This is a genomic window from Burkholderia thailandensis E264 (assembly GCF_000012365.1).
Lineage (GTDB): Bacteria > Pseudomonadota > Gammaproteobacteria > Burkholderiales > Burkholderiaceae > Burkholderia > Burkholderia thailandensis.
On the sequence record NC_007650.1, the window covers coordinates 2258671 to 2281194 of the forward strand.

A 22524-nucleotide genomic window follows, 5' to 3' on the forward strand; every position below is an offset into this window, starting at 1 on the left:
GTCAGAAATCCTTCACGAGACGCAGCGCGTCATAGATCGCGCCATGGATGTTGTGCATCGAGATGCAGTCGCCGACGCGAAACAGCAGGAAGCGCCCGTTGCCGAGCGCCTCCGAGAGGCACGGCTGCGGCTCGGCGGCGAACAGCTTGTGCACGTCGATCTGGCCGCGGTTGACCGATTCGGGCTTCAGCCTCCAGTACAGCGCGTCGTTCGGCGTGATGCCGTTCTCGATCACGACCTGATCGACCGCGCGCTCCTCCTGCTCCTCCGTGTATTCGTTGCGCAGCACCGCGATCTTCTTGCCGTCCTCTTCATAGACGCGATCGAGCCAGTGGTTCGGCGTGTGAATCACGCCCTGCGCGTAGAGCCGGCGATAGAAGATCGGGAACGTCGTGCCGCCGCAGTCGTCGGCAACCTTCACGTCCGGCGTGACGATCTCGACGTTCGAGCCCCGGCTCGCGATGAAGTCCGCGACGCCCGCGCCCGCATGCGTGCTGACGCCGTCGTAGACGAGCACGTTCTTGCCCGGCTCGACGCGGCCCGACAGGATGTCCCACGAACTGACCGCGAGCCCGTCTGCGACGCCCCAGTCCGGCACCTGATCGGTGAAGCTGCGCCCGCCCGTGGCGAGCACGATGATGTCCGGCTTCTCCGCCAGGATCGTCTTTTCGTCCGCCTCGACGCCAAGCCGCCTGTCGACGCCGAGCCGCTTCGTCTCCATGTCGAACCAGCGCACGATGCCCGCCATCTGCTCGCGCTGCGGCGCTTTCGCCGCGAGCATGATCTGCCCGCCGACTTCGCGGTTCTTCTCGAACAACACGACCTCGTGCCCGCGCGAACGCGCGACGCGCGCCGCCTCCAGGCCCGCGGGGCCCGCGCCGACCACGACGACCTTGCGCTTCGGCCCGCGCGTCTTCTCGATCACGTGCGGCATCGTCGCCTCGCGCGACGTCGCCGCGTTCTGCACGCACAGCACGTCGAGCCCGTTGTACTGGCGGTCGATGCAGTAGTTCGCGCCGACGCACTGCTTGATCTCGTCCTCGCGGCCGTCGCGGATCTTGATCACCATGTGCGGATCGGCGATCTGCGCGCGCGTCATGCCGACGAGGTCGACCATCCCGTTCGCGAGCAGACGCTCGGCCTGGCCCGCGTCGCGAATGCTCTGCGCATGCATCACCGGAATCTTGACGACCGACTTGATGCCCGCCGCGAGATGCACGAACGGCTCGGGCGGCAGCGCCATCGGCGGCATGCAGTTCGCGAGCGTGTTGTGCGTGTCCGCGCCCGAGCCGATCACGCCGAGGTAATCGATCAGGCCCGTCTCGGACATCGCCTGCGCGATTTCCTTCAGTTGCTCGTGGTCGAGGCCGTCCTCGTGGAATTCGTCGCCGCACATCCGCAGGCCGACGCAGAAATCGCGGCCGACCGCCTCGCGCACCGCCTTCAGCACTTCCACGCCGAAGCGCAAGCGGTTCTCGAGGCTGCCGCCCCATTCGTCGGCGCGGAAGTTCGTGCGCGGGCTCCAGAACTGGTCGATCAGATGCTGGTGCGCGGCAGAGATCTCGATGCCGTCCATCCCCGCATCCTTCACGCGCTTCGCGGCGGCCGCGAAATCGCCGATGATCCTGCGGATTTCCTCGACCTCGATGATCTTCGCGTTGCCGCGGTGCACGGGCTCGCGCACGCCCGACGGCGACATCAGGTGCGGCCAGTGCTCGCCGTGGAATGCCGAGCGGCGGCCCATGTGCGTCGCCTGGATCATGATCTTCGCGCCGTGGCGATGCATCGCCTCGGCAAGCCGCGCGAGCGGATCGACGATCTTGTCGGTCGACAGGTTCACCGATTTCCACCAGCCCTGAGGGCTATCGATCGACACGGGGCTCGACCCGCCGCACACCGCGAGTCCGACGCCGCCCTTCGCCTTCTCTTCGTAGTAGCGGATATAGCGATCGCCCGGCAGGCCGCCCGGCTCCGCGTACACCTCCGCGTGCGCGGTGCTGACGATCCGGTTGCGCAGCGTCAGCTGGTTCAGCTGCAGGGGTTTGAACAGGTGGGGATAACGCATCGCAGGCGACCTCTGGCGTTCGAATGTCTGGTGTTGCGGGTGTGGTTCCGTGTCGGCGTATCAGCGAGCGATCGGCGACACTTCGAAAACGCAGTGGTCATGGCCCTCGGCCGCGCACCGCACTTCCCTCGACTGCGCGCGCGGCGCATCGCGGCCCTCCGGCGTCGTGTCGTTGACCCAGTCCAGCGCGCCCGCGAACCAGCCGGCGAACATGTAGCAGAGCTTGCCTTCCTTGCCCGGCTGCGCGAGCACGAACGACGAATGGCGCAGCTCGATCTTCGCGCGCGCGGCGGCCGGGTCGGCCTCGACGATCGAGAACAGGCCCCAGCCGCGCTGCGACAGGCGCTTCAGGTAATGCTCGAACACCGCCATCCCGGCGATCCCGTGCTGCTTCGCTTCCTTGTCGCACCAGTGGTACGCCGACTTGTAGCCGGCCTTGTAGAGGATGTCCGCGTAGACGTCGCGGCCGAGCGCCTCTTCCACCGCCGCATGGTTGTTCGTGAAGAAATGGCGCGGCACGTACAGCATCGGCAGCGCGTCGGTGGTCCAGACGCCGGTGTTCGGATCGACGTCGATCGGCAGTTGCGGTTGCATCGTGTGGCTCCGTGGGGTAAATCGCGCGGCGTCCGGGCGCGCGCGCGGCATCGTCCGCGCGCCGACGCTCGTCGAGCCGGCGCGTGATGAATCGGATCGGTTGTGAACGGGCTGAAAGCGAGGAATGCGGACTTGGGATACGAACGTTTACGCGCCCCAGACCTCCTTGAACACCCGCACCCAGTTCTCACCCATGATCTTGCGGATGCGCGATTCCTTCCAGCCGGCGCGCTCCATCGCGGCCGTCAGGTTCGGGAACTCGCCGATCGTCCGGATGCCTTCGGGATTCACGACCTTGCCGAAATTCGTGAGCCGGCGGTAGCGGCCCTTGTCGTGCGTGAGCCAGTCGAAGAAGTCGACGCTGTAGCCCTGCGTGAAATCGGTGCCGATGCCCACCGCGTCCTCGCCGATCAGGTTCACGACGTAGTCGATCGCCTCGATGTAATCGTCGATCGTCGCATCGATCCCGCGCTTGAGGAACGGCGCGAACATCGTCACGCCGACGAAGCCGCCCGCATCCGCGATTTCCTTCAACTGCTCGTCGCTCTTGTTGCGCGGATGCTCCTTCAGGCCCGACGGCAGACAGTGCGAGTAGCAAACGGGCTTCTTCGAGAACGCGATCGCCTCCGACGACGTGTTGCCGCCGACGTGCGACAGGTCGACCATGATCCCGACGCGGTTCATCTCGGCGATCACTTCGCGGCCGAAATCCGACAGCCCGCCGTCGCGCTCGTAGCACCCGGTGCCGACGAGGTTCTGCGTGTTGTAGCAAAGCTGCACGACGCGCACGCCCAGGTCGGCGAACGCCTCGACGTAGCCCAGGTTGTCCTCGAACGCGTGCGCGTTCTGGAAGCCGAGGATCACGCCCATCCTGCCCTCCCTCTTCGCGCGAGCGATGTCGTCGGTCGTGCGCACGAGCGTCAGCAGTTCGCCGTTCTCGCGGATCTGCCTTTTCATCAGCGCGATGTTGTCGACCGTCTTCGTGAAGTTCTCCCACACGGATACCGTGCAGTTCGCGGCCGTCACGCCGCCTTTGCGCATGTCTTCGAACACCGTGCGTTCGAACTTCGAAATGTTCAGGCCATCGATGATGATGCTGTCCTGGTGCAGCGTGCTCATGGATTCTCCAGTCTTGTCGGCGCGTGGGCCGGTCGTCGTGCGAAGGCTCGGCGTTCGTTCGGTTCGGCGGCTCAGTAGATCGGGAAGCGCTCGCAGAGCGCGAAGATCTCGCGGCGCACGCGCTGTTCGGTCGCGTGATCGCCTGCCGGGTTCGTGCGCAGCGCGTCGAACACCTCGAGAATCAGCCGGCCGACCTCGCGGAACTCCGCCGCGCCGAAGCCGCGCGTCGTGCCCGCCGGCGTGCCGAGGCGGATGCCCGACGTGATCGTCGGCTTCTCGGCGTCGAACGGGATGCCGTTCTTGTTGCACGTGATGCCCGAGCGCTCGAGCGCCTGCTCGACCTGCGCGCCCTTCAGGCCCTTCGGGCGCAGGTCGACGAGCAGCAGATGGTTGTCGGTGCCGCCCGTCACGAGATCGACGCCGCCCGCCTTCAGCACGTCGCCGAGCGCCTGCGCGTTCGCGAGCACGCGGTCGATATAGGTCTTGAAGTCGTCCGTGAGCGCCTCGCCGAACGCGACCGCCTTGCCGGCGATCACGTGCATCAGCGGGCCGCCCTGCAGCCCGGGGAACACCGCCGAATTGATCTTCTTCGCGATTTCCTCGTCGTTGGTCAGCACGAAGCCGCCGCGCGGGCCGCGCAGCGTCTTGTGCGTCGTCGACGTGACGACGTGCGCGTGCTCGACCGGGTTCGCGTGGCGGCCCGCGGCGATCACGCCCGCGATGTGCGCCATGTCGACCATCAGCTTCGCCCCCACCGAATCGGCGATCGCGCGAAACCGCGCGAAGTCGAGCTTGCGCGGATACGCGGAGAAGCCGGCGATGATGAGGCTCGGCTTGTGCTGCTGCGCGAGTTCCTCGACCTGGTCGTAATCGATCAGCATCGTGTCGCGGCTCACGCCGTACTGGACGGCGTTGAACCACTTGCCGGACAGCGCGGGCTTCGCGCCGTGCGTGAGGTGCCCGCCCGCGTCGAGCGACATCCCGAGCACCGTGTCGCCCGGCTTCGCGAGCGCAAGCATCACCGCGCCGTTCGCCTGCGCGCCGGAGTGCGGCTGCACGTTCGCGTGGCCGGCGTTGAAGATTTGCTTCACGCGATCGATCGCGAGCGCCTCGACTTCGTCGGCAAACTCGCAGCCGCCGTAATAGCGCTTGCCCGGATAGCCTTCCGCATACTTGTTCGTCAGCACCGAGCCCTGCGCGTCGAGCACCGCGCGCGACACGATGTTCTCCGACGCGATCAGCTCGACTTGCGACTGCTGGCGTTCGAGTTCCTTGAGGATCGCGCCGCGCACGGACGCGTCGCGCTCGGCGAGCGATTGCGAAAAGAAGGGGTTGGCGTTCGACATAAGGCGTCTCGTCACTGGATTTCGAGGGGCTCCGGGGCGGGCCCGCGGGCCCTTCGCACGGCGTTTTGGCGTTCCGCCGCAGCGGCTGCCGACGGCTCTATTCTTGTCGTTCGGATTTTTAGCCGATTGATGAATTCAGACGCTTTCTTTCCCTTTTCCGACATGTTCGTCACTTTTGAACAAGTGACCGGTCGTGCGTTTTCGCGGCGGCGGCACCGGCACGGTGCCGCCGCCGCACTCGCGCTGCGCAGCCGCTCACGGTTACGGTGCGGTGCAGCGAAAGGCGACCGACAGGAGGCTCCGCCGATCTAGGGTTTAGCCGTATGGCACGCTAGTTGCGCTCGATTTCACAATACGCGGGCCGAGCGCCCCGGCCGCATCAAGATCAGATCCAAGGAACGCTTCCCCATGTCGCCCGACCGCACCGCGTCGCTGTCTCATTTCGCGTTCATGCCGCTGCCCAACTTCACGATGATCGCGTTCACGAACGCGATCGAAGTGCTCAGGATGGCAAACTACCTGAGCGGGCAGCCGCTGTACCGCTGGTCGATCATCAGCCCTGAAGGCGGCATGGTCACGGCGAGCAACGGGCTCGCGGTCGACACTGGCCCGGCGGAATGCGCCGGGCAGCCGGACATCGTGTTCGTGTGCGGCGGCGTGGACGTGCAGCGCGCGACGCAACCCGGGCATCTCGCGGCGCTGCGCCGCTTCGCGCGCGCGGGCGTCGCGCTCGGCAGCCTCTGCACCGGCACTTATGCGCTCGCGAAGGCAGGGCTCCTCGCCGGCTACGCCTGTGCGATCCATTGGGAAAATCTGTCGGCGCTCAAGGAGGAATTTCCCGAGACGCGCTTCCTCAAGGAACTGTTCGTGATCGATCGCGATCGCGTGACCTGCACGGGCGGCGTCGCGCCGCTCGACATGATGCTGAACCTGATCGCGTCGCGCATCGGCACCGCGCGCGTCACGCAGATCGCCGAGCAGTTCATCGTCGAGCACGTGCGCGACACGAGCGCGCAGCAGCGGATGCCGCTCGTCGCTCGGCTCGGCTCGGCGAACAAGTCGCTGTTCGAAGTGATCGCGCTGATGGAGAACAACATCGAGGAGCCGCTGTCGCGCGAGGAGCTCGCGCGGCTCGCGAACATGTCGCAGCGGCAGTTGCAGCGCCTCTTTCGCGAGCATCTCGGGATGACGCCGACGCATTACTACCTGACGCTGCGCCTGCGCCGCGCGCGCGAGCTGCTGCTGCAGACCGACATGTCGATCATGCACATCACGATGGCGTGCGGCTTCCAGTCCGCATGCCACTTCAGCAAGAGCTACCGCGACGCGTTCGGCACCGCGCCCACCCGCGAGCGCCGCAAGCAGGTCGCGCCGCTCGCGCAGCCGTCGATGCCGGGCGGCGCGAGCGCGCCGTCGATGATGCTGCACGCGTGAGTCTCGCCGCCGCGCCGTGCTGAGCGCCGCGCACGGGCGTCCGCGGAAACCGGAACTCGAAACCGGCCCCCGAAATCGCACACCGAAACGAACGGCCCGCCGGTTCGCGAAAACCGGCGGGCCGCATCGCTGCGCGCGCGTGGTGTCGGCGCGAAACCGCACCCGCGCGCGTCTGCGTGTGCGCGTCAGGCCGCCTTCAGCATCCCGTGCGGATCGATGACGAATTTGCGCGGCGCGCCGCCGTCGAACTTCCTGTAGCCTTCCGGCGCATCGTCGAGCGAAATCACCGTCACGTTGACGATCTGCGCGATCGGCAGCCGGTCGAACAGGATCGCTTGCATCAGATTGCGGCTGTACTTGAGCACGGGCGTCTGGCCGGTATGGAACGAGTGCGACTTCGCCCAACCGAGGCCGAAGCGGATGCTCAGGCTGCCGTGCTTCGCGGCGGCGTCGGCGGCGCCCGGATCGTCGGTCACGTACAGGCCGGGAATGCCGATCGCGCCCGCGGGCCGCGTGATCTCCATCAGCGAGTTCAGCACCGTTGCGGGCGCCTCCTCCGCGTGACCGGACGAACCGTGCCCGTGCGCCTCGAAGCCGACGCAGTCGACTGCGCAATCGATCTCCGGCTTGCCCAGAATCTGCTCGATCTGCTCGCCGAGCGTCGCGTCCTTCGACAGATCGACAACTTCGAAGCCCATCGCCTTCGCGTGCGCGAGACGTTCGGCGTTCATGTCGCCGACGATCGTGCACGCGGCGCCGAGCAGGCGCGCCGACGCGGCGGCCGCCATCCCGACCGGGCCCGCGCCCGCGACGTAGACCGTCGAGCCGGGCTTCACGCCGGCCGTGACCGCGCCGTGATAGCCGGTCGGCAAGATGTCCGACAGACACGTGAGATCGCGGATCTTCGTCATGGCCCGATCGCGATCGGGGAATTTCAGCAGGTTGAAGTCGGCGTACGGCACGAGCACGTATTCGGCCTGACCGCCGATCCAGCCGCCCATGTCGACGTAGCCGTACGCGCCGCCCGCGCGCGACGGATTCACGTTCAGGCACACGCCCGTGTGCTGCTCCTTGCACATCGCGCAGCGGCCGCACGCGACGTTGAACGGCACCGACACCAGATCGCCGATCCTCAGCGTCTCGACGTCGCGGCCCACCTCGACCACCTCGCCCGTAATCTCGTGGCCGAGCACGAGACCGACAGGCGCCGTCGTGCGGCCGCGCACCATGTGCTGATCGGAGCCGCAGATATTCGTGCTGACGACCTTCAGGATCACGCCGTGGCCGATCGCGCGGCCGCTCGGATCAACCATCTTCGGATAGTCGATCTTCTGCACCTCGACCTTGCCCGGCCCCTGATACACGACACCTCGGTTGCTGCTCATCGCTTCGTCTCCATGTCTCGTTGGCGGTGCGCCGCGCGTCGCCCGGCCCGCGCGTACGCGCATCGGCCTGACTTGCAGCGAGCCTTCCGAGGGTAGTCCGCGAGCCAGGGGGGCGAGCGTCCAAAAACCGACATCGGCTTGGCCGCGACCGACATGCGATGGAAACGGCCGCGCCGACGCGCCATCGGCACCATAGGCACAATCGGCGACAGCGGCGATCCGCGCGACGCGCAAGCCGCACCTGCGGACACCGCTTCGCAGCGTGTCGTGAAGGCTCGCGCGACATCCGTGATGTACGCGGCGTGCGCGGCGTGCAGAGCCCTTGCGAGAATGGAGAAATGCGCATCAGCCGCCGCGCGGGCCGTCCGTGTCGCCCGGCTCGACGACGGGCGACGCGAGCCGATGCGCGACGTCGGCCGGATGCGCGATGGCGCCGAGCATCAGCTCGGCGATCGCGCGGCCGGACGCATGCCCGGTAGGCTGCAGCACCGCGCTCGCCTTGTACGGAAACGAAATGTCGGGCGATACGCCGTCATAGACGATCAGCGATACGTCGCGAACGAAGCGCCTGCCGCTCTCGACGATCGCCCGGAACACGCCCGCGCCGGCGATGTTGTTGTCGACGACGATCGCGCTCGGCGGGTTCGCGAGCGCGAGCAGCGTTTGTGCCGCGCTATAGCCGCCGTCGCGCGTAAACGCGCATTCGCTGATCAGCGCGGCATCGCGTGCGATCCCCGCGTCGCGCAGCGCGCGCTCGAAGCCCGCGCGCCGCTGCGCGGCGAAATTCAGCGTCTGCGGCGCGCAAACGAGCGCGATGCGCCGATGCCCGAATGCGATCAGCCGTTGCGCGGCAGCCTGCATGCCCGCCTCGTTGTCGAAGTCGAACCATGTGTACGGCTTCGCGCTCGCGGTCCGGCCATAGGCGACGAACGGAAATTCGCGTTCCTGAAGAAAACGGATGCGCGGATCGTCGACGAGCGTGCGCGCGACGATCAGCCCGTCAACGAGCCTGCCGTCGACGAGCCGCCGGTACGTGTCAAGCTCCGCGTTCGGCCGCGCGGACACGATGAAGAAATCGCGGCCGCTCTCCCCCAGGCGCTCCGTGACGCCCGCGACAACCTCGGCGAAGCGCGGATCGCCGAGGTCGCCGGCGCCGAACGGATAGACGATGCCGACCGCGTCTGCGCGCCCGGTCGCGAGCCGGCGCGCGGTCGGATCGGCGACGTAGCCGAGCTCGCGCGCCGCCTGCATCACACGCTCGCGCGTGGCTTCGCTCACGTCGTCGTAGCCGTTCAGCGCGCGGCTCACCGTCGTGCGCGACAGGCCGAGCGCCTCCGACAACGCCTTCAGATTCACTTTCACAGTCTCACCTCGGAGGGTCTCCCTGCATTCGGCCGGCGCCGCCGGCCACTGTTTCCCAATCGCGGGGCATTCCGTCAAATAAATTACTTTTGACGACCAAACCGGTTTGAATTAGCATCCAAACCGGTTTGGATATCCACTTCTCAACGTGGCGCCGCCACAAACTTACTGACTGACGACACGCTCATGACATATTCCCAACAAATCGTTTCCCGCCGGCGCAAACGTTTGGCGTCGTCCGCAGCGGTGACGGCGCTCGCCGCGACCGCTTGCCTGTCCGCCCACGCGCAGAGCTACGGCGCCGGCCCCGCGCCGACGCCGCACACGCAGCAGGCTTACGATCCCGAAAGCAATTTCACGATGCGCTGGACACGCGCGGACATGCGCCAGATCGTCAAGCAATCGCACACGGCGGGCGCGGACAAGAACTCGCTGCCGCTCGCGCTGTCGATGCCGGACATTGCGCAGAACTTCCCGCTCATCAATTCGAACGTGTGGGTATGGGACACGTGGCCGCTCGCCGACATGCGCGCGAACCAGTTGAGCTACAAAGGCTGGGAAGTGATCTTCTCGCTGAGCGCCGATCCGCACGCGGGCTACACGTTCGACGATCGCCACGTGCACGCGCGCATCGGCTTCTTCTATCGCCGCGCGGGCATTCCGGCGTCGCAGCGTCCGGCCAACGGCGGCTGGACCTGGGGCGGCCATCTGTTCCCGGACGGCGCGAGCGCGAAGGTGTTCGGCACCGCGCCGATGACGAACAACGCCGAGTGGTCCGGCTCCGCGCGGCTCACGCACGGCGACAACGTGAGCCTTTACTACACCGCGCTGTCGTTCAATCGCTCCGCGCCGGGCGGCGCCGACATCACGCCGCCGATCGCGATCATCACGCGTGCGGACGGTCACATCCACGCGGACGACAAGCACGTGTGGTTCTCGGGATTCGACGATCACAAGGCGCTGCTGCAGCCTGACGGGAAGATGTACCAGACGGGTCAGCAGAACACGTACTACTCGTTCCGCGATCCGTTCGTGTTCACCGATCCCGCGCATCCGGGCAAAACGTACATGGTGTTCGAGGGCAACACGGGCGGCCCGCGCGGCGCGCGCACCTGCACCGAAGCCGATCTCGGCTACGCGCCGAACGATCCGTATCGCGAGGATCTGAACGCGGTGATGAACATGGGCGCAGTGTATCAGAAGGCCAATGTCGGCCTCGCGATCGCGACGAACCCGCAACTGACCGAATGGAAGTTCCTGCCGCCGCTGCTATCGGCGAACTGCGTCGACGATCAGACCGAGCGTCCGCAGATCTACCTGAAGGACGGCAAGTACTACCTGTTCACGATCAGCCACCGGACGACGATGGCGGCGGGCGTCGACGGCCCGGACGGCGTGTACGGCTTCGTCGGCAACGGCATCCGCAGCGATTTCCTGCCGCTGAACGGCGGCAGCGGCCTCGTGCTCGGCAACCCGACCGACTTCTCCGCGCCCGCCGGCGCGCCGTACGCGCAGGACCCGAACCAGAACCCGCGCGCGTTCCAGTCGTACTCGCACTACGTGATGCCGGGCGGACGCGTCGAGTCGTTCATCGACGCGATCGGCGCGCGGCGCGGCGGCTCGCTCGCGCCGACAGTGAAGATCGACATCAACGGCGAATCGACGACGGTCGACCGCGCGTACGGCGTGGGCGGCCTCGGCGGTTACGGCGACATTCCCGCGAACCAGCCGGCCGTGGGCGCGGGCCACAACGACTGACGCGGCGGCAACGAGCGGCGAACCTAGCGTCCGCTCCCGCGCGAGGGCGGGCGAACCCCATGTGCGCCGTGCGCGCCATGCCCGCCCGTCCTCGCGCATCGCGCCGCGCGCGTCGCGCATGCATTCAAGCAGGATTCCTCAGATGTCCCTTCTCCGATCACGCCTTGCGCCCGTCTTGCCCGGCTTTGTCGCGCTTGCCGCGTGCTTTGCCGCGCACGCGGCAGGCACGCCGTGCGCGCCGCTGCCCGCGGCGTCCGCCCACGGCACGCCGCAATGGCGCCCCGCGCTGCACTACACGCCGCGGCGCAACTGGATGAACGACCCGAACGGCCTCGTCTACGACGACGGCGTCTATCACTTGTTCTATCAATACAACCCGCACGGCAACTTCTGGGGCGACATGTCGTGGGGACATGCGACGAGCCGGGACCTCGTGCACTGGGACGAACAGCCGGTGGCGATGACGGCGAATGCGCGCGAGGAGATTTTCTCCGGCTCGATCGTCGCGGATGCGCGCAACACGTCGGGCCTCGGCAGCGCGAATGCGCCGCCGCTTGTTGCGCTCTACACGAGCGTCTACAAGGCCGGCTCCGGCCATGCGCCCGGCACGCAAGCGCAATCGCTCGCATACAGTCTCGATCAGGGCAAGACGTGGCGGCCGTATGCACGCAATCCGGTGCTGACGCTCGAGCCCGAATCGCAGCATTTCCGCGATCCGAAAGTGACGTGGTACGCGCCGGGCGGCTACTGGATGATGACGGCCGTCGTCGCGGACGCACACGTCGTCAAGCTGTATCGGTCGGGCGACCTGATTCACTGGGATTTCCTCAGTGACTTCACGCTGCCCGGCGTCCCGCATCGCGGCGCACTGTGGGAAATGCCCGAGTTGCTGCCAATGCCGCTCGACGGCGACGCATCACGCACGAAGTGGGTGATGATCGTCAACGTCAATCCGTGGTCGATCGCGGGCGGCTCGGGCGCGATGTATTTCGTCGGCAACTTCGACGGCAGGACATTCACGCCCGATCGCGTCGCGCCGGCGAACGCCGATCCCGCGCAATACGCATGGCTCGACCACGGCGCCGACTACTACGCGGCCGGCACGTTCGCGAACGCGCCGGGCGGCCGGCCAATCGCGATCGCGTGGATGAGCAATTGGGACTATGCCGACCGCATTCCGACGACGCCGTGGAAAGGCACGATGGCGCTGCCGCGCGAGCTCGCGATGAAGACGATCGACGGCCGGCCGCAACTGACGTTCGCGCCCGCGCGATCGTTCGACGCGTTCGCACGCAGCCGGCCGGCAGTGCGTGTCGGCTCGCTTGCGGTGGCGTCGTCGCTGCGCGAGCTCGGCGCCGAGATGCGCGGCGACGTGCAGCGCATCACGCTCACGATCGAGCCGCGCTCGGCGCGCCGCGCCGGGCTGATCGTGCGACGGTCGGCGGACGGCCGCGCCGGCGTGCGGATCGTCTACGACACGGTGGCGCGCACGCTGAGCGTCGATCGCTCGGTATCCGGCGAGACCAACTTCTCGAACGCGTTCAGCAAGCAGCACATCGTCGCGCTGCCGCTCGTGAACGGGAAATTGCGGCTCGACGTGATCGTCGATCGCGCTTCGGTGGAAGTATTCGACGGCGACGGCCGGACCGTCGTCACGGATCTCGTGTTTCCGTCGCCGGCCGACGACCGGGTCGCCGTGTTCGCCGAAGGCGGCGACGCGACGTTCGGCGATATCGTGGTGACGAAGCTCGACGAGAATGCCGGTACGCGGCGGACCTGCTCGAAATCGTAGGGATCGCTGACGAATTCGCGGTGGATACGGTTCACGCACGACGTTGCAGGCGGGCATGCCGATCGCGTTCGAGACGAACGATGCCGATTCGCTTCGTTCGTCTTGCGATCACGCTGACGGGCCGCCGTTCACGTCGCATGTCCGCGCTTTTCGGCCCGCGCATCCTTTCGCGGCGTCACGTCGTTCTCGCTTCGTCATGAAGGCAACCGTGAACCGTGCCAGCCCGCATCGCTCGACGAGCAAGCCGCTGCGATCATGAGTCTGCGATGATTGCAAAAGTAGCGCGATCGCGCCCGGCGCACAGTCGCCCTTCCTGCGATTCGATTGCCTGCCCGCGCCTTTTGTCGTGATGTCATCGCGCTGCGACGCCATCCCGATCCCGCCGCAACGCGGCGGATGCGATCGCCGAGCGTGCGCGGCACGGAATCGCTCGCGATCCCGCAACCGCCCGTCACCTGCGGCCGTCATTCTCCCGAATCACTGCCGAAGCCGCGGCCTCGGCCTCGCCCGCCTGCGCTTCGTGCACCCGCGTGCGCAGCCCCGGCAGCGGCGCGTCGCCGTCGAGCAGGCGGCCGCCACGCACCTTCGTCTCCACCGTCGCGCGCATCGACAGCCCCACCCGCAGCGGGTGCGCCGCCAGCTCCAACGGCTCCAGCGAGATCACCACCGGCAGGCGCTGCACCACCTTGATCCAGTTCCCCGCCGCGTTCTGCGACGGCAGCATCGAGAACGCGCTGCCCGTGCCCGCCGAGAACCCCTCCACCCGGCCGTGGTACGTCACCCGCGCGCCGTACAGGTCCGATTCGAGCCGCACCGGCTGGCCCACCCGCATGTGCCGGATCTGCCCTTCCTTGAAGTTCGCCTCCACCCACACCTGCCGCAACTGCACCACCGACATCAGCGGCACCCCCGGCCCCACCTGCTGACCGATCTGCACCGACCGCTGACCGACCGTGCCGTCCACCGGCGACACGATCGTCGTGCGCCTCAGGTTCCGGTACGCCAGCTTGAACTGCGCGGCCGCCTGCTGCACCGCCGGGTTCTGCTCGACCGGCCGCTCGCTGCCCAGCGCGCGCGCCGCCTCCAGCTGCGCCTGCGCCCCCGCCAGCGCCGCCTGCGCGTTCGCCAGCGACGACTTCGCCCGCGCCAGTTCCTCCGGCGCGACCACCTCCACCGAGGCCCCCGCTCGCGCCCGATACGCCTGCTGCGCAAGCTTCAGGTCCGCCTCGCGCGCCTTCACCGTCTCCTCGTACATCCCCATCGAGAGCCGCGTGTTCGCCACCTGCCGCACCGCCTGCGCGAGCTGCGCCCGCGCCTGCGCGAACGCCGCCGACGCGTCCGCGTCGTCGAGCTTCACCAGCGCCTGCCCCGCCTTCACCTGCTGCGTGTCCGCCACCAGCACGTCGGTCACCGTCCCCTGGATCTGCGCGGCGATCTGCACCACGTTGCCGGCCACGTACGCGTCGTCCGTCTCCTCGCTGAAGCGCCCGGCGACGAACCAGTAGAGCCCCGCGGCCAGCGCGGCCAGCGCCAGCAGCCCGAAGAACAGCGCGAAGCGCCGGCGGCGCGTCGCGCGGCGCGCGGCGAGCGTCGCCGCGGCTTCCGGCGGCGGAGGCGATCCGCGCTCGTGCGCCGGCACGGGCTGCGCGTGCGCGCCGTCGAGGGCGGCCGGATCGGTGGGCGCCTTCGCGCGCGGGGTATCGGTGGCGGTATCGTTCAAGGTCTTCGCGTGCGTGATGTCGGTGGCGCCGGCCGGCAACGGCCGGGCCGGCCCGCAAGCCGTCGCGGATCGGCCCGACGGGCTTCGATGCTCGGGGGCGGTGTCGGTTGAATCGCTCGTGTACACGGTGAAGGTGGCGTTGGTGTCGGTGTCTTCGGGTGTCGGTGGCTTCGGGCCGCATGCGTGCGTGCCGCTCAATCGGGCGGCCTGTCGCTCGCCGCCGCGAACGGCTTGCCCTGCGCGAGCGGCGCGCCGCCCGCCGGCCGCGCGTCGAAGCCGCCGCCCAGCGCCCCGATCAGCCCCACCCGCAGCGTCCGCCGCCGCGCCTGCAGCTCGATCACGTGCGCACGCTCGTCCAGCAGCGTCAGCTTCGCCACGTTCACGTCCTTGCGCATCCCCATCCCCCGCCGGTGCCGGTCCTGCGCCAGCGCCACCATCCGCTGCGCCGAGCGCACCGCCTGCTGCTGCGCCTCGAGCAGCGCATCCACCGTCGACAGCGACGTCAACTGCCGCGCCACCTCGCCCAGCGCCGCATCCACCGTCTGGTTGTACAGCGCCAGCGCCACGTCCGCGTTCGCCACGTCGCCCCCCAGCTTCGCCTTCAGCCGGCCGCGATCGAAGATCGGCAGCGACAGCGCCGGACCGATCGAGCCCCCCAGCGCATCGTGCTTGAACAGCGACGCCGGCGTGAGCGCGAACAGCCCGCCCAGCGCCGCCAGGTTCACGTCCGGGTAGAACGACGCGCGCGTGCCGTCGATCGCCGCGTACGCCGCCTCCACCCGCAGCCGCGCCGCGACGATGTCCGGCCGCCGCCCCAGCAGCCCGGCCGGCAGCCGCGCCGGCAGCGGCGCGTCCGCGAGCGGCGCGAGCTTCGGCCGCGCGAGCGACAGCCCGCGCTCCGGCCCCCGCCCGCTCAGCACCCCCAGTTGCAGCTTCTGCAACTGGATCTGCTCGTCGGTCAGCGCGAGCTGCTCGAGCAGCTTGCCCCGCTTGAGCGCCGCGTCGTCCGCATCGTAGCCGTTGTCGATCCCGCGCGCCGCGCGCTCGCGCAGCACCGTCTCCACCTGCTCGCTCGCGCGGCGCTTCTGCTGCAGCAGCTCGCGCAGCGCATACGCGCGGTCCAGCTCGCCGTACAGCGTCACGATCGCCACCGACAGCGCGAGCCGCGCCTGCTCGGCCTCCACGCGCGCCGCATCGCGCATCGACAGCAGCCCGCGCGTGGCCGCCGCGTTCTTGCCCCACAGGTCCAGCTGATAGTTCAGCCCGACGAACAGCGACGACGACGACACCACCGATTCGCCGACGAGCGGCACCGACACCGGCAAGCCGTTGAACGTCGTATTGATGGTGCCGCCCGAGCGCGGCACGTGCGCCTTGGAGAGCGACGCGCCCGCCGTCGCGGTGAGCCCCGTCAGCGATTCGAACTGCTGCAGCTGCGACTGCGCGACGCCGATGCGCGCCTGCGCGGCCTGCAGCGTCGGGTTCTGCCGCAGCGCCTCGTCGACGAGCGCGTCGAGTTGCGGATCGCCGAGCTGCCGGACCCAGTCGGGGCTCGGCCATGCGCCGTGCGCGGCGCCCCCCGCCGTGTGCGCGAGCGCGTCGTCGCCCGGCGTGCGCGGCGCGAGCGCCGGCTCGAAGCCCGACGGCACGCAGCCGGCGAGCGCCCACGCGAGCGCGGCTGCCGCGAGCCGGCGCGCCGCGCGGCTTCCTGTCGCGATCATCGCGCGAGTGGCTGCTTGCGTTGCTGTCTGCGTCATTCGTATGATGCGTCCTTCTTGCTTTCCGGTATCCCGCCGCGGCCCGTTCCGTTCATTCCTGCCGCACCGGCTCGCGCGCCGCCGCGCCCGCGCGCGCATCGTCGAACGATCCCAGCCGCCCGAACAGGCCGTCGAGCACGCCCAGCGCGATCCCGCGCAGCTTCGCGCCCTTCTCCCGCTCGCACAGCACCACCTGGATCACCTGCCATATCGTCAGCAGATTCGGCACCAGCGCCACCGGAAACCGCAAGCCGTACTGCAGCCCCAGTTGCATCGCGTTGCGCGCGCCGTAGTATCGGCGCAACCACCCGTGATGCATCGCCGTCAGCTCGAACGGCCCCACCTTGTGCCGGCGCCGCGCGCCGATCCGGTGCGTCAGCACGAGCGGCGGCACCACGTACAGCGGCACGTTGTGCGCGAGCGCGCGCAGGCAATACTCGGTGTCGACGTGATCGATGAACAGCGCCTCGTCGAATCGACCGAGCCGCGCGTACGCGGCCCGCGAAATCACGCTGCCCGACGAGATCAGGAACGCGCAGCGCTGCGGCGCCGTCTCGCCCTCCACCCGCACGCGGCGCACCGTCACCCCGCTCGTCATCAGCTCCGGCAGGAAGCGCTGCTCGTTCGCGTCGTAGATCCGCGGGCCCGCGATGAACGCGCCCGCGTGCGCGCCCGGTTGCTCACCCAGTTGCGCGCACGCCTCGCGCATCCGCTCGAAGTACCCGGCCGGCACCGTCGAGTCCTGGTCGAACAGCGCGACCGCCTCGACGCCCTGCGCGAACAGCACCGACAGCCCCGCGTTGTACCCGCCCGCGACCCCGCCCCGGTTGCCGTGGTGTCGCCACACCGTGTTCGTCCGCGCCGACAGCGCACGCACCCGCTCGCGCGCCGCCGCGTGCTCGTGCGGCGTGTTGTCCACGACCACGAGCGCGTCGCTGTCGCGCGCGAGCGCCTCCAGCCCCGACAACTGCTCGTCCGTCGGGTCGTACAGAATCACCAGCGCCCCCAGGATCGTCATCGCTCTTCCCTTTGGTGGTTCGGAATGCCGAAATGCCCGCTTCGTTGCCGCATCGACGCGCCGCGTCCCCAGGACTTCGGCGCATCGCCCTTCTCCTTCGCCTTCGTCATGCGGGGCGCGACATGCCTCGCCTCAGTGCCCGAGCGCCGCCGCCGCGCCCCGCTTCGGCCGCGTCAGCCACATCAGCCCCGCCAGCAGCAGGCACGTCGCGCTCGCCATGTAGAACATGTCGTTCGTCGCCATCATGTACGCCTGCTGCCGCACCACCTGGTGCAGCGAGCTCAGCTCCCGCGCGCCGTGCAGCCCCATCGCGTGCAGCGCGTCCACGTACCGCTGCGTGTTCTCCGAGGCGCGCGTCACCGATTGCGACACCACCGCGTAGTGGTACGTCGCCCGGTTGTCCCACCACGTCACGCTCAGCGCCGTGCCGAACGCCGCCGACAGCGTCCGCAGGAAGTTCGACAGGCTCGACGCCGCCGCCAGCTTCTCGTCCGGCACCCGCGACAGCGTCGCCGCCGTCAGCGGTATGAAGAAGCACGGCAGCCCCATCCCCTGAATCAGCCGCGGCGTCACCACCTGCGCGAACGTCATCGACAGCGTGAAGTGCGTGCTCCACCACATCACCGCCGCAAACACCCCGAACCCGAACGTCACCAGCACCCGCGCGTCCACCCGGCTCGCGTACAGCCCCACCAGGATCGAGAACACCAGCGCCAGCACCCCCATCGACGCCGTCGCCAGCCCCGCCTGGTACGCCGTGTATCCCATCACCGCCTGCAGCCACAGCGGAAACACCACCCCCACCACCGAGAAGCTCATCATCCCCAGCGAGATGATCACCACGCAGAACGTGAAGGTCCGCTCCCGGAACAGGCTCAGATCCACCACCGGATGCGCCTCGCCCAGCTCCCAGATCAGCAGCGACACGAGCGACACCCCCGCCGCGATCGCCAGCGCCGTGATCAGCGGCGAATCGAACCAGCCCCGGTCGTGCCCCAGGTCCAGCATCGCCTGCAGCGAGCCCACCCCGATCACCAGCAGCACGATCCCCGGCGCGTCGATCGGGCTCGCCTCGCCGCGCTGCGCCTGCGGGCGCAGCATCAGCGTGCACACCGCGAACGAGAACAGCCCGATCGGCAGGTTGATCAGGAAGATCCACGGCCACGAGAAGTTGTCGATCAGCCAGCCGCCCACCACCGGCCCGAAGATCGGCGCGAGCAGCACCGTCATCCCCCACAGCGCCAGCGCCAGCGTGCGCCGCGCCGGCGGGAACGCGCGCATCAGGATCGTCTGCGACAGCGGCACCATCGGCCCCGAGAACAGCCCCTGCAGCGCCCGGCACGCAACCAGCACCTCCAGGTCCCGCGCGAGCCCGCACAGCAGCGACGTCAGCGTGAACAGGATCACCGACGCCACGAACAGCCTCAGCTCGCCCACGCGCCGCGCAAGCCACCCCGTCAGCGGCACCGCGATCGCCGCGGCCACCGAGTACGAGCTGATCACCCACGTGCCCTGGCTGTTCGACACCCCGAGGCTGCCCGAGATCGCCGGCACCGCCACGTTCGCCACCGTCGAATCCAGCACTTCGATGAACGTCGCGAGCGACAGCGCGAACGTCAGCAGCGCGAGCTTCGCGCCGCGCAGCGGGGCGGCCGCCGGCGGCGCAACGCCCGCCTGATCCGCCGACATCGCCTGCGCGCTCATGCCGGCTGCGCCCGCCGCGCCGCGACGCCCGGCGCGAAGCGCTCGATGAAGCGCGCCGCCGCGTCGCAGCCGTTCGGCTCCGCCGCCATCCGCGCGCGCACCTGCGCGCAGCGCGCCGCCATCGCCGCGTCGCCCAGCACCTGCGCCAGCGCCCGCGCGAGCGGCTCGCCGCGCACCGGCGCGTCCAGCCGCACCCCGCAGCCGCTCGCCGCCACCCGCTGCGCGTTGTCGAACTGGTCGTGCGCGAACGGCGTCACCACCTGCGGCACCCCCGCCGCGTACGCGAGCGACGCCGTCCCGATCCCCCCGTGGTGCACCAGCGCCCGGCAGCGCGGCAGCAACGCCGCGAGCGGCACGTAGCGGCGCTTGAGCAGCGCCGCCCCGTCCGATGCCGCCGGCGCATCCGGCGCATCCGGCGCGAGCAGAATCCCCCGCACCCCCGTGGCCTGCAGCACCTGCGTCACCGCGTGCTCATACGTGCGGCCGTCCACCAGCGTCGAGCCCGCCGTGAACACCACCGGCGCCTCGCCCGACGCGACGAACGCCTCCAGCTCCGCATCCGCCTGCGCCGGACCCGCGTCGTTGAACAGCGGAAACCCGCTTTGCAGGTGGTTCGCCGGCCAGTCCGGCTGCGCCGGCGCGAACCACGACGGAAACAGGCACAGCACCCCGTCCGTCGAATGCAGCCACCGGCCCAGGATCCGCTTCGCCGGCGCCAGGCCCAGCGCCTGCCGCGCCGCGTTCAGCTCCGGGCCGCACACCCGGTCCAGCACCTGCCGCTCGATCAGCGTCATCAGCCCCGCCTTCACCGCCAGCGGCAGGCCCTTCGGGATCGTCAGCCGCTTGTGCGTCGGCGGCGCATGCGCCGACAGCAGCGTCGACGGCGACACCTGCACCGACACGTACCGCGTGCCGAAGCGCTCCTGCATCAGCCGCGCCGAGAACGCCCACAGCGTGCCCACCAGCACCGTGTCCGCGTCGCTCAGCGCGCGCAGCACCTCGAAGTGCGGCCTCACCACCGGCGCGATCACCCGCCACAGCGTCTTGAACGACGTGCGCGGATCCCACAGCGCCGGGTCCGCCATCGCCCGCACGTAGTCCTCGGCCGTGCCCACCGGCACGAACGCGAAGCCGCTCGCGCGCACCGCCGCCTCGAACGGCGCATGCGTGCAGAACACCACCTCGTGGCCCCGCGCCGACAGCGCCCGGCTCACCCCCAGCAACGGGTGCACGTCGCCCGCCGACCCGATCGCCGTCACGATTACTTTAGCCATCGCCTCGTCATTCCATCCCGCGCGGCAGTCGACGGAACCGTTCGCCGCAGCCCTGTTCGAACCGGATCGTCCATCGCCGGCCGGGGCTCGTCCGCCTGCCGCCAGGGCCGCCGCCGAACAACGGGCCCGTGACGCGAACGCTTCCGTCATGCCGATGCGCCCCGCCGCCGCCGCGTCATGCAGCCCGATCCGGCCCGCATCCATCCGCCTGCCTGTTTGAAGGAGCCTCGACCGCCCGGCGCGCGCCTCGCGCCCGCGCGGCCCGGCCACGGCGCGCCGCTACGACAGCGCCGGCAACTGACCGAGCGGCGCGAGCGTCTCGTCCTGCGCGTCGTCGCGCGCCGCGCTCGCCCGCTCGTCGCCGAAGAAGCCCAGGATCGCCGCGCGAAGCTGCTCCTGCTGCTGACGCCCCTCGAGGTCCAGGAAGTGCCCCGCCTGCCGGATCGTCGCGAACTCCGCGCGCCGCACGTAGGCCGCCAGCCGCCGCACGTCCGACGCCGTCGTGTACTCGTCCAGCTCGCCGTTGATGAACTTCACCGCGCAGCCGATCTGGCGGAATTCCGGCAGGTACTGCTCCGGCCGCATCGACAGGATCTGGTCGACGTGGAACGCCACCTGGTCCTGCTCGGTGCGCGGCAGCTTCGTCAGATACCGGTAGTTGTACAGCTTCATGATCCGCGGCAGGTAGCGCCCCACCGTGTCGTTGAGCAACTGCGCCGCCTTCAGGTTCTCCCCCGCCGCGATGTGATCGCGCGCGCGCGTCACGTAATCCGTCATCGCGTCGTTCAGGAACGGCGAGAACGACGCGATCACCGCCCGCCGCACGCTCGCGCACCCCCGCGCCAGCGCGAACAGCGACGCCACCCCGCCCCACGACACCGACAGCAGGAAACTCGGCTCGAACCGCTCGGCCAGGTGCAGCAGAATCTCCACCTCGTCGTCCTTCGTCAGAATGTACTCGCCCGGATTGTGCTGGCGCGACTGGCCCGCGTACGGCAAGTCGAAGCACACCGCGTTCACGCGTTCGCCCAGGTAGCGAATCGTCTGGCCGAACGACGCGGTCGTCGCCAGCGCGCCGTTCACGAGGATGACCGTCTCGAAGGCCGGATCGAACACATGACGCTCGACGTGGACCTTCAGTCCGCTCGGCAGCGCTACCACCTGTTTCTCGATAGGCATGGCGTATCTCCCGCATCTGCTCGGCAAATGAGCTGATCCCGCGCCCTTGATGGACGCCTCCACGTAGCCGCCCGCCCTCCCGCGCGATCTGCCCGCCCTGCCTCGCGCGCGCCGCAGCGGCTACCCACTCGCCGGAACCGCGCATCGCCTCGCCCCTTCTCCGGCCGACAATACGCTCCCCCCGGGCACAACGCGGTCACCCCGCCGTCTTCCGCCCGTGGTCTCCAGCGCCTCTCGCTCTCATGACGCCTCTTGAAGGATTAACTGCTTCCCGGCGTCTTGCCGCCCGAATTACACCGTGCGGCGACGCGTCTTATTGAACCGAGGATTCTGCGATGCAGCATAAGATATCGAATCCTAAATGTAAACATTTTTAAATCGATTTTCGATTTTTGAAGCGGGTTTCAAAAATGAACCCGCTTGTTCCCATCATGTCGATATGCGATTTTCGGATAAGCTTAATCGGTCATTTACGGACCCGCAGGCCGGAAAACGATATCGCCCTCTTATCGCTATCCGTCGCCGCGCGACGAACCGTTCCGGCCGCCGCTGCATCGGCGCGCCCGCCGGGATCAACGCCCGACGCCGGCCAGCCCCACGTATGCCACGCGGCCGTTGTCCGTCGGATCGATCATCACCCGCACCCGCTCGCCGACGCGCGGGATATTCCCCAAATCGATGAATTGCTTGATCGTCACGTCCCACGATGCTCCATTGTGGTGAATGCGCAACTCGATCCGCATCATCGGCACGTTATTCAACGTCACGCCGGTTTGTCCGATGCTCAAGACATCGGCCACCGCCTCATAACCGTTCTTCGCGACGGTTTGAGCCTGAACCGACGACATGACCGTCGACAAAGTCTTTGTCGTCGTCACTACCACGAAAATCAAGACAATCGCCACCAATACGCCGACGATGCTGATTATCGAAGTCTGAAACATGAATACGCTCCCTTTCCGTCAATAAAACACTCCAGGTTGATTTCGAGAAGAGTCTCGATTACTGCACACGCAA

At 68.6% G+C, this 22524-nt stretch carries 16 protein-coding genes and 1 pseudogene; 4 read left to right on the top strand and 13 right to left on the bottom strand.

Annotated features, from left to right (window positions below; translation table 11 throughout):
- Position 1 precedes the first annotated feature (1 nt).
- From BTH_RS09555 to BTH_RS09570, 4 genes are all read right to left on the bottom strand, one after another.
- On the bottom strand, positions 2 to 2065 hold the full coding sequence (locus tag BTH_RS09555) for an NADH:flavin oxidoreductase (protein WP_009898052.1): 2064 nt from the start codon (positions 2063 to 2065) through the stop codon (positions 2 to 4).
- Between the two features lie 60 nt (positions 2066 to 2125).
- On the bottom strand, positions 2126 to 2659 hold the full coding sequence (locus tag BTH_RS09560; RefSeq protein ID WP_009898053.1) for a DUF5943 domain-containing protein: 534 nt from the start codon (positions 2657 to 2659) through the stop codon (positions 2126 to 2128).
- Positions 2660 to 2806: 147 nt separating this feature from the next.
- Positions 2807 to 3778 carry a dipeptidase gene (locus tag BTH_RS09565; RefSeq protein WP_009898055.1) on the bottom strand — a complete coding sequence of 324 codons (972 nt, stop codon included), beginning with the start codon at positions 3776 to 3778 and terminating at the stop codon, positions 2807 to 2809.
- A 71-nt stretch (positions 3779 to 3849) separates the two neighbouring features.
- Positions 3850 to 5124: a serine hydroxymethyltransferase gene (locus BTH_RS09570; protein WP_009898057.1), complete on the bottom strand. Its 1275-nt coding sequence runs from the start codon at positions 5122 to 5124 to the stop codon at positions 3850 to 3852.
- 408 nt (positions 5125 to 5532) lie between these two features.
- Here BTH_RS09570 and BTH_RS09575 point away from each other — a divergent pair, with 408 nt between their 5' ends.
- The gene (locus tag BTH_RS09575) at positions 5533 to 6558 is read left to right on the top strand and encodes a GlxA family transcriptional regulator (protein ID WP_009898058.1); all 1026 of its coding nucleotides are present in this window, start codon (positions 5533 to 5535) and stop codon (positions 6556 to 6558) included.
- Between the two features lie 185 nt (positions 6559 to 6743).
- On the opposite strand, the gene fdhA is transcribed toward BTH_RS09575, so the two are convergent.
- Together fdhA and BTH_RS09585 are read right to left on the bottom strand one after the other, a co-directional pair.
- Entirely contained in the window at positions 6744 to 7943 is a 1200-nt protein-coding gene (gene fdhA / locus BTH_RS09580; protein WP_009898059.1) for a formaldehyde dehydrogenase, glutathione-independent, read from the bottom strand.
- Between the two features lie 345 nt (positions 7944 to 8288).
- Positions 8289 to 9305 (bottom strand): substrate-binding domain-containing protein, encoded by a 1017-nt coding sequence (locus BTH_RS09585; protein ID WP_009900983.1) that lies wholly within the window; start codon positions 9303 to 9305, stop codon positions 8289 to 8291.
- A 273-nt stretch (positions 9306 to 9578) separates the two neighbouring features.
- On the opposite strand from BTH_RS09585, the gene BTH_RS09590 reads away from it, so the two are divergent.
- Together BTH_RS09590 and BTH_RS09595 are read left to right on the top strand one after the other, a co-directional pair.
- Complete coding sequence (locus BTH_RS09590; RefSeq protein ID WP_025404203.1) at positions 9579 to 11063, top strand: glycoside hydrolase family 68 protein; 1485 nt, start codon at positions 9579 to 9581, stop codon at positions 11061 to 11063.
- Positions 11064 to 11205: 142 nt separating this feature from the next.
- Positions 11206 to 12855, top strand: coding sequence for a glycoside hydrolase family 32 protein (locus BTH_RS09595; protein ID WP_373365265.1), 1650 nt, complete (start codon positions 11206 to 11208; stop codon positions 12853 to 12855).
- A 451-nt stretch (positions 12856 to 13306) separates the two neighbouring features.
- On the opposite strand, the gene BTH_RS09605 is transcribed toward BTH_RS09595, so the two are convergent.
- The 5 genes from BTH_RS09605 to BTH_RS09625 form a co-directional block, all read right to left on the bottom strand.
- Positions 13307 to 14575, bottom strand: coding sequence for an efflux RND transporter periplasmic adaptor subunit (locus BTH_RS09605; RefSeq protein ID WP_025404204.1), 1269 nt, complete (start codon positions 14573 to 14575; stop codon positions 13307 to 13309).
- A gap of 194 nt (positions 14576 to 14769) precedes the next feature.
- Positions 14770 to 16332: an efflux transporter outer membrane subunit gene (locus BTH_RS09610; RefSeq protein ID WP_025404178.1), complete on the bottom strand. Its 1563-nt coding sequence runs from the start codon at positions 16330 to 16332 to the stop codon at positions 14770 to 14772.
- A gap of 52 nt (positions 16333 to 16384) precedes the next feature.
- The gene (locus BTH_RS09615) at positions 16385 to 17350 is read right to left on the bottom strand and encodes a glycosyltransferase family 2 protein (protein WP_009896566.1); all 966 of its coding nucleotides are present in this window, start codon (positions 17348 to 17350) and stop codon (positions 16385 to 16387) included.
- 132 nt (positions 17351 to 17482) lie between these two features.
- The gene (locus tag BTH_RS09620) at positions 17483 to 19054 is read right to left on the bottom strand and encodes a DHA2 family efflux MFS transporter permease subunit (protein ID WP_009896564.1); all 1572 of its coding nucleotides are present in this window, start codon (positions 19052 to 19054) and stop codon (positions 17483 to 17485) included.
- Positions 19051 to 20328 (bottom strand): glycosyltransferase, encoded by a 1278-nt coding sequence (locus BTH_RS09625; RefSeq protein WP_009896562.1) that lies wholly within the window; start codon positions 20326 to 20328, stop codon positions 19051 to 19053. Before BTH_RS09625 ends, BTH_RS09620 begins: the two co-directional genes overlap by 4 nt.
- Between BTH_RS09625 and BTH_RS35875 the strand changes: the two are divergent.
- Positions 20218 to 20548: pseudogene (locus BTH_RS35875) on the top strand (hypothetical protein). The gene BTH_RS09625 and the pseudogene BTH_RS35875 sit on opposite strands and share 111 nt — an antisense overlap.
- A 59-nt stretch (positions 20549 to 20607) precedes the next feature.
- Here the strand turns inward: BTH_RS35875 and BTH_RS09630 are convergent.
- Positions 20608 to 21507 (bottom strand): alpha/beta fold hydrolase, encoded by a 900-nt coding sequence (locus BTH_RS09630; RefSeq protein ID WP_009896560.1) that lies wholly within the window; start codon positions 21505 to 21507, stop codon positions 20608 to 20610.
- A 572-nt stretch (positions 21508 to 22079) separates the two neighbouring features.
- Entirely contained in the window at positions 22080 to 22355 is a 276-nt protein-coding gene (locus BTH_RS09635) for a hypothetical protein (RefSeq protein WP_009907980.1), read from the bottom strand.
- Positions 22356 to 22524: the final 169 nt, after the last annotated feature.

Coding starts and splice junctions, on each gene's coding strand:
- BTH_RS09555 (WP_009898052.1), bottom strand. CDS start 2,065: ATGCGTTATCCCCACCTGTTCAAACCCCTGCAGCTGAACCAGCTGACG.
- BTH_RS09560 (WP_009898053.1), bottom strand. CDS start 2,659: ATGCAACCGCAACTGCCGATCGACGTCGATCCGAACACCGGCGTCTGG.
- BTH_RS09565 (WP_009898055.1), bottom strand. CDS start 3,778: ATGAGCACGCTGCACCAGGACAGCATCATCATCGATGGCCTGAACATT.
- BTH_RS09570 (WP_009898057.1), bottom strand. CDS start 5,124: ATGTCGAACGCCAACCCCTTCTTTTCGCAATCGCTCGCCGAGCGCGAC.
- BTH_RS09575 (WP_009898058.1), top strand. CDS start 5,533: ATGTCGCCCGACCGCACCGCGTCGCTGTCTCATTTCGCGTTCATGCCG.
- fdhA (WP_009898059.1), bottom strand. CDS start 7,943: ATGAGCAGCAACCGAGGTGTCGTGTATCAGGGGCCGGGCAAGGTCGAG.
- BTH_RS09595 (WP_373365265.1), top strand. CDS start 11,206: ATGTCCCTTCTCCGATCACGCCTTGCGCCCGTCTTGCCCGGCTTTGTC.
- BTH_RS09610 (WP_025404178.1), bottom strand. CDS start 16,332: ATGACGCAGACAGCAACGCAAGCAGCCACTCGCGCGATGATCGCGACA.
- BTH_RS09615 (WP_009896566.1), bottom strand. CDS start 17,350: ATGACGATCCTGGGGGCGCTGGTGATTCTGTACGACCCGACGGACGAG.
- BTH_RS09620 (WP_009896564.1), bottom strand. CDS start 19,054: ATGAGCGCGCAGGCGATGTCGGCGGATCAGGCGGGCGTTGCGCCGCCG.
- BTH_RS09625 (WP_009896562.1), bottom strand. CDS start 20,328: ATGGCTAAAGTAATCGTGACGGCGATCGGGTCGGCGGGCGACGTGCAC.
- BTH_RS09630 (WP_009896560.1), bottom strand. CDS start 21,507: ATGCCTATCGAGAAACAGGTGGTAGCGCTGCCGAGCGGACTGAAGGTC.
- BTH_RS09635 (WP_009907980.1), bottom strand. CDS start 22,355: ATGTCGTCGGTTCAGGCTCAAACCGTCGCGAAGAACGGTTATGAGGCG.